Source organism: Sphingomonas sp. TF3 (assembly GCF_003985085.1).
Classification (GTDB): Bacteria; Pseudomonadota; Alphaproteobacteria; order Sphingomonadales; family Sphingomonadaceae; genus Sphingomonas.
This window is the reverse complement of sequence record NZ_RWKS01000012.1, coordinates 77563-91754: the sequence shown is the minus strand read 5'-3', so window position 1 is coordinate 91754 and position 14192 is coordinate 77563. Positions and strand designations below refer to the sequence as shown.

Sequence of the window (14192 nt, the reverse complement as noted above, 5' to 3'; positions counted from 1 at the left end):
GCCACAGCGAAGAAGGACATTCGATGGCTCGCAAGAAGATCGCGCTGATCGGCGCCGGCAACATCGGCGGCACGCTCGCCCATCTCGCAGCACTGAAGGGCCTTGGCGATGTCGTCCTGTTCGACGTGGTCGAAGGCGTGCCGCAGGGCAAGGCGCTCGATCTCAGCCAGTGCTCGCCGGTCGAGGGCTTCGATGCCAAGATCACCGGCACCAATGATTACAAGGACATCGCAGGCGCGGACGTGATCATCGTCACCGCCGGTGTCGCACGCAAGCCCGGCATGAGCCGCGACGATCTGCTTGGCATCAACCTCAAGGTGATGAAGGCTGTCGGCGAGGGTATCGCTGCCAACGCGCCCGACGCGTTCGTCATCTGCATCACCAACCCGCTCGATGCGATGGTGTGGGCGCTGCGCGAATTTTCGGGTCTGCCGCACAATAAGGTTGTCGGCATGGCCGGCGTGCTCGATTCGGCGCGCTTCAGCCACTTCCTCGCCGAGGAATTCCAGGTGTCGGTCAAGGACGTGACGAGCTTCGTGCTTGGCGGCCATGGCGATACGATGGTCCCGGTCATTTCCTATTCGACCGTTTCGGGCATCCCGGTGCCGGATCTGATCGCGATGGGCCGTTCGACCCAGGAAAAGATCGACGCGATCGTCAAGCGCACGCGCGGCGGCGGCGGCGAGATCGTTGCTTTGCTCAAGACCGGCTCGGCTTATTACGCGCCCGCCACCAGCGGCATCGCGATGGCCGAAGCCTATCTGTACGACCAGAAGCGCGTGCTGCCGGCAGCGGCGCACCTCACCGGCCAATATGGCATCGACAATCTATATGTCGGCGTGCCGGTGGTGATCGGTACGGGCGGCGTCGAGCAGGTCGTTGAGATCGCGCTGGATGATGAAGCCAAGGGCAACCTTGCCGTGTCGGTCGACGCGGTCAAGGAACTGCTGGTCGCGTGCAAGGCGATCGATTCGAGCTTGAACTAAGGGAGTAAGTACCACCCCGGCGAACGCCGGGGCCCAGTTGTGGAACGCTGGCGATGAACGGACACGCTTATGTCTACATCATGGCCAGTCAGCGCAACGGCACGATTTATCTGGGTTCGACGGTAAATCTCGCCAAGCGCGCCTGGGAGCATCGCAACGGACTCGTTGAAGGGTTCACGAAGCGATACGGGTGCAAGCTGCTGGTTTGGTACGAAGCCCGAGCCGATTGGGAAGATGCAAGGCAGCGCGAGCTGCAGATGAAGGAATGGAGGCGGCGCTGGAAAGTCGATGAGATCGAAGGGCTCAACCCGGATTGGGAAGATCTCTACGACCGGATCGCGCAGCCATGAGCCGAATCGCAACTGGGCCCCGGCGTTCGCCGGGGTGGAATTGAACGAAGAGCAGGACCCTTATGAGCATCCTCGTCGACAAGAATACCAAGGTCATCACCCAGGGCATGACCGGGGAGACCGGCAGCTTCCACACCAAGGCGGCGCTGGAATATGGCACGCAGATGGTTGGCGGCGTTACCCCCGGCAAGGGCGGCACGACGCACCTTGATTTGCCGGTGTACGACACGGTTGCCGAAGCGGTGGCCATGACCGGTGCGAATGCATCGGTGATCTACGTTCCGCCTCCCTTCGCGGCCGACTCGATCCTCGAGGCGATCGACGCGCAGGTTCCGCTGATCGTGACGATCACCGAGGGCATTCCGGTGCTCGACATGGTCAAGGTCAAGCGCGCACTGTCGGGCTCCAAGTCGCGCCTGATCGGCCCGAACTGCCCGGGCGTGCTGACGCCCGGCGAGTGCAAGATCGGCATCATGCCGGGCAGCATTTTCCGCCAGGGTTCGGTCGGCGTTGTCAGCCGTTCAGGCACGCTCACCTATGAGGCGGTGTTCCAGACGTCGAATGCAGGCCTTGGTCAGACGACCGCGGTCGGCATCGGCGGCGATCCGGTCAACGGCACCAACTTCATCGACGTGCTCGAGCTGTTCCTCGCCGATGAGGCGACCAAGTCGATCATCATGATCGGCGAAATCGGCGGCTCGGCTGAAGAAGAAGCGGCGCAGTTCCTGATCGACGAGGCCAAGCGCGGCCGCAAAAAGCCGATGGCTGGCTTTATTGCAGGCCGTACGGCGCCTCCGGGCCGCCGCATGGGCCATGCCGGTGCTATAGTAAGTGGCGGGCAGGGCGGTGCCGAAGACAAGATCGCGGCGATGGAAGCTGCCGGGATCCGTGTCGCGGATTCGCCCAGCGAGCTCGGCACCACCTTGTTGGCGGTGTTGAACGGTTAAGCAAAAGCCTTCTCCCGGTGGGAGAAGGTGGCCCGTCAGGGCCGGATGAGGGTGACGGGCCCGGTGCCCGATGTCGCCCTCACCCTCCCACCCGCTTTCGCGGGCGGGCCCCTCCCTCTCCCGGTGGGAGAGGGAAAGCAGAGGTGAAGATTATGGGCTTCGAAGGCCAGGATTTCGCGGATGTGGCGGGCAGCGTAAGCCCCGCTTTTATCGAATCGCTGTATGCACGTTTCAAGACGTCGCCCGACAGTGTCGAACCCTCCTGGCGGTCGTGGTTCGAAGGGCTGGAAGGCGCTTCGGGCAGCGCGTCGTGGCAGCAGGCGAATTGGCCGCTCTCGTCCACCGATGACCTCACCTCCGCGCTCGATCCGACCCAGATGGAGCCCGCGCCCAAGCCGTCCAAGGGCAAGCCTGCCGCTGCCGCAGCACCTGCGGTGCCGTCACAGGACGCGATCCTGCGCGCCGCGAGCGACTCGATCCGCGCGATGCTGCTGATCCGCACCTATCGCGTGCGCGGACACCTGGCCGCCAATCTCGATCCGCTTGGCCTGTCCAAGCGCGAGATGCCCGATGATCTGAAGACCGAATATCACGGCTTTTCCGATGCCGACATCGATCGCCCAGTCTATCTCGGCGGCACCATGGGCCTGCAATGGGCAACGGTGCGCGAGCTCGTCGATATCCTGCGTGCCAATTACTGCGGCAATGTCGGCCTCGAATATATGCACATCGCCGATGTCGAGGAGCGCCGCTTCCTGCAGGAGCGCATGGAGGGCAAGGACAAGGCGATCGAGTTTTCCGACCTCGGCAAGAAGGCGATCCTCAACAAGGTGATCGAGGCCGAGCAGTGGGAACGCTTCTGCGGCAAGAAGTACGTCGGCACCAAGCGCTTCGGCCTCGACGGCGGCGAGAGCATGATCCCGGCACTCGAATCGGTCATCAAATATGGTGGCCAGTTCGGCGTGCGCGAAATCGTGTTCGGCATGGCGCATCGCGGCCGCCTGAACGTGCTGACCAACGTGATGGCCAAGCCGTTCCGCATCATCTTCCACGAATTTGGCGGCGGGTCGGACAATCCCGATGACGTGGCGGGGTCTGGCGACGTGAAATATCACCTCGGCACCTCGACCGACCGCGAGTTTGACGGGATCAGCGTCCACATGTCGCTGGTCGCCAACCCGTCGCATCTCGAGGCTGAAGATCCGGTCGTCCTGGGCAAGACCCGCGCGATTCAGACGATCGCCAACGACCTGACCGAACACAAGGCGTCGCTCCCCGTGCTGATCCACGGCGACGCGGCCTTTGCGGGGCAGGGTATCGTGTGGGAGTGCCTCGGCTTCTCCGGGATCCGCGGGTACAATACCGGCGGTTGCATCCACTTCGTCATCAACAACCAGATCGGCTTCACGACCAGCCCGCAATATGCGCGCAGCTCTCCCTATCCGAGCGATGTCGCCAAGGGCGTGCAGGCCCCGATCTTCCACGTCAATGGTGATGATCCCGAGGCGGTGACCTTCGCCACCAAGATGGCGATCGAGTTCCGTCAGCGCTTCCATCGCGACATCGTGATCGACATGTGGTGCTATCGCCGGTTCGGGCATAACGAAGGCGATGAGCCCGGCTTTACCCAGCCGCTGATGTACAAGGCGATCAAGGATCATCCGCCGGTCAGCGAAATCTACGGCCAGAAGCTGATCGCGCAGAAGGTGATCGACCGCGCCTGGATCGACGACAATATCCAACAGTTCACCACGCTGCTCGAGGGCGAGTTCGAGGCGGGCGCGAGCTACAAGCCCAACAAGGCCGACTGGTTCGCCGGGCGCTGGTCGGGGCTGCATGCGCCCGCTGATGCCGAGACTGCGCGCCGCAACGTCAACACCGGCATCGAGCAGAAACTGTTCGATTCGCTCGGCCGCACGCTGACCACGATCCCCGAGGGGCTGACCGTCCACAAGACGCTCAACCGCGTGCTCGACGCCAAGCGCGAGATGTTCAAGTCGGGCCGCAATTTCGACTGGGCGACCGGCGAGGCACTGGCCTTCGGCTCGCTGCTGTCGGAAGGCTATGGCGTGCGTCTGTCGGGCCAGGATTCGGGCCGTGGCACCTTCTCGCAGCGCCATGCGGTGTGGGTCGACCAGACCGACGAGCATAAATACCGCCCGCTCGAGACGATCCCGCACGGGCGCTTCGAAGTGCTCGACTCACCGCTTAGCGAATATGGCGTGCTCGGCTTCGAATATGGCTATGCGCTGGCCGACCCCAAGACGCTGGTGATGTGGGAGGCGCAGTTCGGCGACTTCATGAACGGCGCGCAGATCATGATCGACCAGTTCATCGCCAGCGGCGAGGCCAAGTGGCTGCGCGCCAACGGCCTGGTGATGCTGCTGCCGCACGGCTATGAAGGGCAGGGGCCTGAGCATAGCTCAGCACGCGTCGAGCGCTTCCTGCAATTGTGCGCACAGGACAATATGCAGGTCGCCAATTGCACCACGCCGGCCAACTATTTCCACTTGCTGCGGCGGCAGATGCACCGCTCGTTCCGCAAACCGCTGGTGATCTTCACGCCCAAGTCGCTGCTGCGGCACAAGCTGGCGGTTTCGCAAACCGAGGACTTCCTCGGCGACAGTCACTTCATGCGGATCCTCAGCGATCCTTCCGCCCCGGCGGATGTCAATGTGAAGCGCCTCGTCCTGTGCACCGGCAAGGTCGCTTATGATCTGATGGAGGCGCGTGATGCGGCTGGCGATACCAACACCGCGATCGTCCGGGTCGAACAGCTTTATCCCTTCCCGGGCGAGCCGCTGGTCGAGCGTCTGAAGAAGATGCCCAATCTCGAGACGGTCGTCTGGGCGCAGGAAGAGCCAAAGAATAACGGTGCGTGGAGCTTCGTCGATCCGTTCATCGAGGAGTGTCTGGTCGAAGCGGGCGTGCGCTCGACGCGCGCGCGCTATGCCGGGCGAGCCGCTTCGGCTTCGCCCGCCACCGGGCTGATGAAGCGCCACCAGACCGAGCAGGCGGCGCTGGTCGCCGATGCGCTGGGGCACAGCGTTCGCGAGGAAATTCGGCGGACGCGTAAGGTTTGATGGAGTGTCTCGCTACCGCCCCGGCGAAAGCCGGGGCCCAGTAGCGGGACGTAGGTAATTTCGCGCGGCGCTTGATGATCGAGCGTTGCGCAACTGGGCCCCGGCCTCCGCCGGGGTGGAAAAAGAGGCGGATATGGCAACCGAAGTCACAGTACCGGTACTCGGCGAATCGATCACCGAAGCGACGCTCGGCGAATGGCTCAAGCAGCCGGGCGACAAGGTCGCGGTCGACGAGCCGATCGCGAGCCTCGAAACCGACAAGGTCTCGGTCGAAGTACCTTCGCCAGTGGCGGGTGTGATGGGCCAGCATGCAGTGCAGGTTGGTGACACCGTCCTCGTCGGCGCGATGATCGCGACGATCGAGGCGGGTGACGGCGCGCCTGCGGTCGCCGCTGCACCGCAGCCGGCCGTGCTCGAATCGCCCGTGGCCCCGGCGGCGGACATACCCGCCGCGCTCAGCCCGTCGGTGCGCCGCGCCGTGCTCGAACACGGCGTCGATCCGGCGACGGTCAAGGGCACCGGCAAGGACGGTCGCCTGACCAAGGACGATGTCCTCGCCGCCGCCGCGACCCCGGCCGCAGCCCCCGCGCCGAGCGAACCGCTCCCGGTAGCCCCCTCGGTCGCCGCCGCCACCGGCCGCAAGGAAGAGCGCGTGCGCATGACGCGCCTGCGCCAGACCATCGCCAAGCGCCTGAAGGAAGCGCAGAACACCGCCGCCCTGCTGACGACGTTTAACGATGTCGACATGAGCGCGGTGATTGCGGCGCGCGCCAAGTACAAAGATCTCTTCGAGAAGAAGCATGGCGTTCGCCTGGGCTTCATGGGCTTCTTCGTGAAGGCGGCATGCCTTGCGCTGAAGGACATCCCCAGCGTCAACGCCTCGATCGAGGGCGACGAGATCGTCTATCACGATTATGCCGATATCTCGGTCGCGGTGTCGTCGCCGGGTGGGCTCGTCGTGCCGGTGGTGCGCGATGCCGATCAGATGTCGGTCGCCGAAGTCGAAAAGACGATCGGCGATTTCGGCAAGCGCGCCAAGGACGGCACGCTGAAGATGGAAGAGATGAAGGGCGGCACCTTCACCATCTCGAACGGCGGCGTGTTCGGTTCGCTGATGTCGACCCCGATCATCAACCCGCCCCAGGCGGCTGTGCTCGGCCTGCACCGCATCGAGGACCGCCCGGTGGTGGTGAACGGCGAGATCGTGATCCGCCCGATGATGTATCTGGCGCTCAGCTACGATCACCGCCTGATCGACGGGCGCGAAGCGGTGACGTTCCTCGTCGCGCTGAAGAACGCGATCGAAGACCCGACCCGGATTTTGATCGACCTGTAATCGCGAACTGAGATTACCCATATTCCGTTCGTGCTGAGCTTGTCGAAGCACTGTCCTTTTTCATCGGACGGAAGAGAACGCAGCCCTTCGACAAGCTCAGGGCGAACGGAGTGACACATGGCTGACTATGATTACGACGTCCTCATCATCGGTTCGGGCCCCGGCGGCTATGTCGCCGCGATCCGCGCCGCGCAGCTGGGTCTCCGCACCGCATGCGTCGAAAGCCGCGAGACGCTAGGCGGCACCTGCCTCAACGTCGGCTGTATCCCGTCCAAGGCGATGCTGCATGCTTCGGAATATTTCGATGCCGCCGCCAATGGCACGATGGCCAAGATGGGCATCAAGGTCACGCCCGAGCTCGATCTCCCCGCGATGCACGCACAGCGGATCGACGCCGTCACGCAGCTGACCGGCGGCATCGCCTTTCTGTTCAAGAAGAACAAGGTGACCTGGCTGAAGGGCCGCGGCGCCTTCGTCGATGCGCACACCGTGCAGGTCGGTGAGCAGACCGTCACCGCCAAGGATATTGTGATCGCGACCGGCTCCTCGGTCACCCCGCTGCCGGGCGTGACCGTCGACCAGAAGGTCGTGGTCGATTCCACCGGCGCGCTTGAACTGGCCAAGGTGCCCGAGCATCTGGTGGTCATCGGCGGCGGCGTGATCGGGCTTGAGCTGGGCAGCGTGTGGCGTCGGCTGGGGGCCAAGGTCACCTGCATCGAATATCTCGACCAGATCCTGCCGGGCTTCGATGGCGACATCCGCAAGGAAGCCAACAAGATTTTCCGCAAGCAAGGTATCGAATTCAAGCTCTCGACCAAGGTCACCGGCGTTTCGGTGAGCGGCGACACCGCCAGCATCACGGTCGAACCCGCGGCAGGTGGTGCCGCCGAGACGATCACGGCGGATTGCGTACTGGTCGCGATCGGTCGTCGTCCCAACACCGATGGTCTGGCGCTCGAAAAGGCAGGCCTTGCCACCAATGCGCGCGGCCAGATCGACACCGACCACCGCTTCCAGACCAATGTCCCCGGCATCTGGGCGATTGGCGACGTCATCCCCGGCCCGATGCTCGCGCACAAGGCAGAGGACGAAGGCATTGCCGTTGCCGAGAATATCGCCGGGCTGACCGGCATCGTGAACCACGATGTCATCCCGAGCGTGGTCTACACCTGGCCCGAAATCGCGGGTGTCGGCCTGACCGAGGAAGCGGCCAAGGCCAAGGGCGAGATCAAGGTCGGCAAGTTCCCGATGGCGGGCAACAGCCGCGCCAAGACCAATCACGAGCCCGACGGTTTCGTGAAGATCATCGCCGACGCCAAGTCGGACCGCGTGCTCGGTGTGTGGGCGATTGCCGTCCCAGCGGGCACCATGATCGCCGAGGCCGCTTTGGGCATGGAAATGGGCGCGACCAGCGAGGACATCGCCTACACCTGCCACGCCCACCCGACGCATAGCGAAGCGATCAAGGAAGCGGCGATGGCGGTACGCGGGAAAGCGATCCACGTTTGATCGCCCGAGGCCGTAGCGAAAGCTACGGCCGAGGCTTGCCGCGATCAGACCGGCCGGCGGCGCTACGGCGCCGACCGACGGCATGGGCTTTGCCCATGCCAGTTTGGGCCGCGTCCGTGATAAGCCCGCCCCAGCATTCATTTCCTCGCGCAACCCCGCTACAGGAGTGCGGATGCTCCCCCTCGCACCCTGGCAATTCGGCTCGATTCTGCCGTGGCTCGATCTGTTCGGGATCGCGGTGTTCGCCATTACCGGGGCGCTGGCGGCGGCGGGACGCGGGCAGACCTTCGTCACCGCCGCCTTTTTCGCGTTGATCACCGGGGTTGGCGGCGGATCGGTGCGCGATTTGTTGATCGGTGCGCCAGTGTTCTGGGTGCATGATCCGCTGGTCGCCGCCATCTGCCTGGCGGTCGCGGTCTTGGTGTGGACGACGCCGCGAGGCTGGTGGCAGGGGGCGCACGCGCCGACCTCGGCGCTCGACTGGCTCGATGCGGTCGGGCTGGCCGCTTATGCCGTATTCGGTGCCGCCAAGGCGCTCGCGTTCGGCATCCCGCCGGTGCCCGCCGCTTTGATGGGCGTGGTGACGGCGTGCGTCGGCGGCATCATCCGCGACGTGCTGGCGGGCGAACCCTCGATCCTGATGCGGCCTGAATTGTATGTAACGGCAGCCGCGCTCGCGGCGGGGCTGCACGTCGTGCTGGTCGAACTGGGCGTATCGCCGACGATTGCGGCGGGCGTAGCGGCAAGCTGCGGCTTCGCGCTGCGTGCGGCGGCGATCCGGTGGAAGCTTGGGCTGCCGGCTTATGGCGCGCGAGGTTGAAGCGTTAGCGAAAAGGCTTGCCGCGTAGGCATCTCGATCGCGCGGCTTAAATCGCCTCCCCGCCATCCATGTCGTGGTCCGTCGGCTCGTCCGCATCGCGTTCCTCGACCGCGGCTTCGCCGCCGAGCGCCGCGAAGCGTTCGTTCGCCAGCCATGCCAACCGATCCGCCTGCGTTGCCAGCGCCCGACGCAGCCCGGCCTGCACGTCGCGTCCGGCGATAATCTGTGCCAGTCGGGCGATGGTTAGCGCCCGCCGGGCGATCCGCACATCGGGGTGTTGGCGGAGTTTGAGCACGTCGGGGCTGACGATCTCGCCTTCGATCGCCGGTGGCAGCGCGCATAACGGGACGTCGGGCGGATCCTTTTCGTTGAGGATGCGCCCGAAATCGCTTTCGCTGACAAGCTTCATAAACACGCTGCGTTCCAGCGCGTTGAGGTGATCGGCGGCGGCGCGCGCAGCGGGCACGCGTTTCGGATCGCCCTTTACGTCCTGATATTCAGGCAAAAGCCAGACCTTGATCGTGCGCACTTCAAATGGATCGAGCACCGACATCGCCACCGCGTCGGTGCGCTGGTTGGTCAAATGCCGCCCGATCCGCCCGCCCACGGTTTCGCGCGTCTGGCCGACATAGATCGGCTCGCCGTCATAATCGAAAAAGGCGTAGACGCCCCATTTCACCGCGCCGACCGAAATCGAGACACCGGCTTTGGTTACCGGGGCCTGGTCGAAGAAATCGGAGAGTTTCTGGCGCTTGAACTGCTCGAGTGCGCGGCGCAGCTCGATCGTCTCATCGGGGGCGCTTTTGGTGTCGATGTCCGCAACCCGATGCCGTGTCGGCATTCGCGGGTCCTTAAGCAGAGGCAAGGGCGATCCCCGATTGCGTCAGCGCGGGTTCCAGCACCCATTCCGCAATGTGGCGGACGACCGGAACGACCACGCCATCGCCCGTCAAATGATAGGCGTCGTTATAGCGCTCGGGCAGGCGATAGGCTTCGGGCAGCCCCATCAGCCGCGCGGTTTCGCGAGCGGAGATGAGCCGCGTGCGCACCTTGCCCTTCTCAACTGCCAGGATCGTCTGCCGGCTGGACCCGCCCCCTGGCGTGCGCAGGCAGCCCGCCAGATCGAACCGCACTTCGGCGCGCTGCACCTTCTTGCCGTTCTCGATCCGGGTGCGCTTGTACACCGCGCCGACCGCCCTGCGCGCATTGCCAGCGACCAGATCGACCTTCGCGCGGTTGCCGTTGCTCATCATCGTCAGCAGCTTCCGCGTCTCGGCGGCGCTATGCCACGCGACGTCCCGGGGATGATCCTCGATGATATCGATAAGCCGGGCTTGGCGCGTTGCCGGGGCTGGGGCGGTGAACCACAGCCATTGCGCGCGCAGCTTTTCCGGTAGCGCGGCTTGTGCCTGCCGCAACCGCTCGGGGTGCCAGCGATCGACCGCCCAGGGGCTGAAGACGCGGGCGGGCACCTCTGTCGCGCGATCAAGCGCGATGACAAACAGACGTGGGCGCGACTGCGGCACGAAATGCTGCGCGTCGATCACCATCGCGCCGAGCCAATAGCCGGCATCCCCAACCGTCTGGCACAGCGCGGCAAAGTCCGCCCCATTCCGCGATGTCAGCAACCCGCAGACGTTTTCCAGCACGATCGCGCGTGGCTTTCGGCCTTGCGTGCTCACATCCTGAATCAGGTTCCAAAACGGCCAGAATGCGCCCGATCGCGTGCCCGTAAGCCCGGCACCGGCCCCGGCGAGCGAGAGGTCCTGGCAGGGGAAGGACGCCCACACCAAATCCGCTTGGCCGGGCAGTTGGCGGGGTGTTACCTCGCCGACATCGCCAAGCAACAGCTCGTCCGTGCCCCAATTGTCGGCATAGGCCTTGGCCTTTTTGGGGTCGAAATCGTTGGCGAACAGGCATTGCCACGCCCCGCCCAGCCCCGCGCGGGCCATTCCGCCGCCTGCGAAAAATTCGTAAAAGCCGGGCCGTTCGTTCATCGATTCACCATGCCCGATCGCTTGCCCGGTGCAAGCCCCCTGCTTGTCGATGCCGACTGGCGACGCCATGTTGGTTTTTGCCCGATTGCCATTTGCCTTTCAAGAACAAATCTGGAACACGTCCTTCATGCTGACTCATATTTCGGTGCGCGGCGCGCGCGAGCACAACCTCAAGGACGTGTCGGTCGATATTCCGCGCGATACGCTGACGGTCATCACCGGCCTGTCGGGATCGGGCAAATCGAGCCTCGCCTTCGACACCATCTATGCCGAGGGCCAACGGCGCTATGTCGAGAGCTTGAGCGCCTATGCGCGCCAGTTCCTCGAGCTGATGCAAAAGCCCGATGTCGACCATATCGAGGGCCTCAGCCCTGCGATCAGCATCGAGCAGAAGACCACCAGCCGCAACCCGCGCTCGACCGTGGCCACCGTCACCGAGATTTACGATTACATGCGCCTGCTATGGGCGCGCGTCGGCATCCCGTACAGCCCCGCCACCGGCCTGCCGATTGCGGCGCAGACCGTCAGCCAGATGGTCGACCGCGTGATGGCGCTGCCCGAGGGCACGCGGCTGTATCTGCTCGCGCCGGTCGTGCGCGGGCGCAAGGGCGAGTATCGCAAGGAACTGCCCGAATGGCAGAAAGCGGGCTTCACCCGCGTGCGCATCGACGGCGAGATCCATGAGATCGACGAAGCGCCCGCGCTCGACAAGAAGCTGAAGCACGACATCGAAGTGGTGGTCGACCGCTTGGTCGTCGGCCCCGACATGGCAACGCGCCTGGCCGAGAGCTTCGAGGCGGCGCTGAAGCTGGCCGAGGGGCTGGCTTATGTCGATTTGGTGGACACAACGGTTGCCGCGCTGGCGTCCCCCTCCCGCTTGCGGGAGGGGTTAGGGGAGGGCTTGTCCGCAGGCGAAGCACAGGTTGATCTTCCCTCCCCCATCCCCTCCCGCAAGCGGGAGGGGGGTATGGTCGGCGCCGGCATCCCCGCCAACCGCATCGTGTTCAGCGAGAAATTCGCCTGCCCCGTGTCGGGCTTCACCATTGCCGAGATCGAACCGCGCCTCTTCTCCTTCAACGCCCCGCAAGGCGCATGCCCGGCGTGCGATGGCCTGGGCGAGAAACTGCTGTTCGACGAGGACCTCGTCGTTCCCAACCATGCGCTCAGCATCAAGAAGGGCGCGGTCGTGCCCTGGGCGAAGTCCAACCCCCCAAGCCCCTATTACATGCAAGTGCTGGGCAGCCTGGCGCGCGAATTCGGCTTCAGCCTGGATACGCCGTGGGAGGATCTGCCGGGCGAGGTGAAGCTCATCATCCTGCACGGCACTGGCGGCAAGCCCGTCACGCTCACCTTCATCGACGGCAAGAAGTCGTATGACGTGAAGAAGCCGTTCGAGGGCGTGATCGGCAACCTCAACCGCCGCATGCTCTCGACCGAAAGCGCGTGGATGCGCGAGGAACTCGCCAAATATCAAAGCAGCGCCGCGTGCGAAGTGTGCGGCGGCGCGCGCCTCAAGCCCGAGGCGCTCGCGGTCAAGATCGGCATGCGCGACATTTCCAGCGTCACCCGCCTGTCGGTGGTCGATGCGCTCGCCTGGTTCGAATCCGTCCCCGCCGACCTCACCGACCAGCAACGCGCCATCGCCGAACGCATCCTCAAGGAAATCCTCGAACGGCTCGGCTTCCTCAACAATGTCGGGCTCGATTATCTCAACCTCGATCGCACCAGCGGCACGCTGTCGGGCGGGGAATCGCAGCGTATCCGGCTCGCCAGCCAGATCGGCAGCGGGCTGTCGGGCGTGCTCTATGTGCTCGACGAGCCCAGCATCGGCCTGCACCAGCGCGACAATGACATGCTGCTGAAGACGCTGCGTCGTCTCCGCGATCTCGGCAACACCGTGCTGGTGGTCGAGCATGACGAGGATGCGATCCGCACCGCCGATTATGTCATCGACATGGGGCCGGGTGCTGGCGTGCATGGCGGCGCGATCGTCGCGCAAGGGACCTTCGAGGAGGTGCTCGCCAACCCCGACAGCATCACCGCCGATTATCTGTCGGGCCGGCGCGAGGTCGCGGTGCCCACCACCCGGCGCAAGGGCAATGGCAAGAAACTGACCGTCCACAACGCCACCGCCAACAATCTGAAGGGCGTGACGGCCAGCCTGCCGCTCGGCACCTTCACCTGCATCACCGGGGTCAGCGGCAGCGGCAAATCGAGCTTCACGATCGACACGCTCTATGCCTCCGCCGCGCGCGCGCTCAACGGCGCGCGGGTGCTGGCGGGCAAGCATGACAAGATCACCGGCCTGCAATATCTCGACAAGGTCATCGATATCGACCAGTCGCCGATCGGCCGCACCCCGCGCAGCAACCCCGCCACCTATACCGGCGCCTTCACGCAGATCCGCGACTGGTTCGCAGGCCTGCCCGAGGCGCAGGCGCGCGGCTACAAGCCCGGCCGCTTCAGCTTCAACGTCAAGGGCGGCCGCTGCGAGGCGTGCCAGGGCGACGGGCTGCTCAAGATCGAAATGCACTTCCTGCCCGATGTCTATGTGACATGCGACGTGTGCCACGGCGCGCGCTACAATCGCGAGACGCTGGAGGTGAAGTTCAAGGGTAAGTCGATCGCTGACGTGCTCGACATGACGGTCGAGGATGCGGTCGAATTCTTCAAGGCCGTGCCACCGATCCGCGACAAGATGGCGATGCTCGCCGAAGTGGGCTTGGGTTACGTCAAGGTCGGCCAGCAAGCGACCACGCTGTCGGGCGGCGAGGCGCAGCGCGTCAAACTCGCCAAGGAACTGTCGCGCCGCGCGACGGGGCAGACGCTGTACATATTGGACGAGCCGACCACCGGCCTGCATTTCGAGGATGTGCGCAAGCTGCTGGAGGTGCTGCACCAACTGGTCGAGCAGGGGAATACGGTGGTGGTAATCGAGCACAATCTCGACGTGATCAAGACCGCCGACTGGGTGCTCGACCTTGGGCCGGAAGGCGGCGTGAAGGGCGGGGAGATTGTGGCGCAGGGGACGCCGGAAAAGGTCGCCGAGACGGAAGGGAGCTTCACTGGCCGCTATCTGAAGCCGTTGTTGGGAAAGAAGACCCGGGACAAGCCTGTCCTGAGCGAAGCCGGAGCGTAAGCGCTGATATGTGTTAACGCGAGCG

At 64.5% G+C, this 14192-nt stretch carries 10 protein-coding genes; 8 read left to right on the top strand and 2 right to left on the bottom strand.

The annotated features are described in order from the left end of the window. The first annotated feature begins 23 nt into the window (after positions 1 to 23). From mdh to EJC47_RS12515, 7 genes are all read left to right on the top strand, one after another. On the top strand, positions 24 to 986 hold the full coding sequence (mdh, locus tag EJC47_RS12545) for a malate dehydrogenase (RefSeq protein WP_126848123.1): 963 nt from the start codon (positions 24 to 26) through the stop codon (positions 984 to 986). A 53-nt stretch (positions 987 to 1039) separates the two neighbouring features. Further along, a complete protein-coding gene (locus EJC47_RS12540) occupies positions 1040 to 1336 on the top strand; it encodes a GIY-YIG nuclease family protein (RefSeq protein ID WP_033966214.1) in 297 nt (98 codons plus the stop codon). 62 nt (positions 1337 to 1398) lie between these two features. Further along, positions 1399 to 2283 (top strand): succinate--CoA ligase subunit alpha, encoded by an 885-nt coding sequence (sucD, locus tag EJC47_RS12535; protein ID WP_126848121.1) that lies wholly within the window; start codon positions 1399 to 1401, stop codon positions 2281 to 2283. 152 nt (positions 2284 to 2435) lie between these two features. Further along, a complete protein-coding gene (locus tag EJC47_RS12530) occupies positions 2436 to 5366 on the top strand; it encodes a 2-oxoglutarate dehydrogenase E1 component (protein WP_126848210.1) in 2931 nt (976 codons plus the stop codon). A gap of 133 nt (positions 5367 to 5499) precedes the next feature. After that, positions 5500 to 6702 (top strand): 2-oxoglutarate dehydrogenase complex dihydrolipoyllysine-residue succinyltransferase, encoded by a 1203-nt coding sequence (gene odhB, locus EJC47_RS12525; RefSeq protein ID WP_126848119.1) that lies wholly within the window; start codon positions 5500 to 5502, stop codon positions 6700 to 6702. A gap of 117 nt (positions 6703 to 6819) precedes the next feature. After that, on the top strand, positions 6820 to 8211 hold the full coding sequence (lpdA, locus tag EJC47_RS12520; protein ID WP_126848117.1) for a dihydrolipoyl dehydrogenase: 1392 nt from the start codon (positions 6820 to 6822) through the stop codon (positions 8209 to 8211). A gap of 172 nt (positions 8212 to 8383) precedes the next feature. Then, complete coding sequence (locus EJC47_RS12515) at positions 8384 to 9031, top strand: trimeric intracellular cation channel family protein (RefSeq protein ID WP_126848115.1); 648 nt, start codon at positions 8384 to 8386, stop codon at positions 9029 to 9031. Positions 9032 to 9077: 46 nt separating this feature from the next. On the opposite strand, the gene EJC47_RS12510 is transcribed toward EJC47_RS12515, so the two are convergent. Further along, positions 9078 to 9872 (bottom strand): GIY-YIG nuclease family protein, encoded by a 795-nt coding sequence (locus tag EJC47_RS12510; RefSeq protein ID WP_260591563.1) that lies wholly within the window; start codon positions 9870 to 9872, stop codon positions 9078 to 9080. A 10-nt stretch (positions 9873 to 9882) separates the two neighbouring features. After that, positions 9883 to 11097, bottom strand: coding sequence for a DNA cytosine methyltransferase (locus EJC47_RS12505; protein WP_126848111.1), 1215 nt, complete (start codon positions 11095 to 11097; stop codon positions 9883 to 9885). A 58-nt stretch (positions 11098 to 11155) separates the two neighbouring features. Between EJC47_RS12505 and uvrA the strand changes: the two genes are divergently transcribed. Continuing rightward, the gene (uvrA, locus tag EJC47_RS12500; RefSeq protein WP_126848109.1) at positions 11156 to 14167 is read left to right on the top strand and encodes an excinuclease ABC subunit UvrA; all 3012 of its coding nucleotides are present in this window, start codon (positions 11156 to 11158) and stop codon (positions 14165 to 14167) included. The last annotated feature ends 25 nt before the right edge of the window (positions 14168 to 14192 follow it).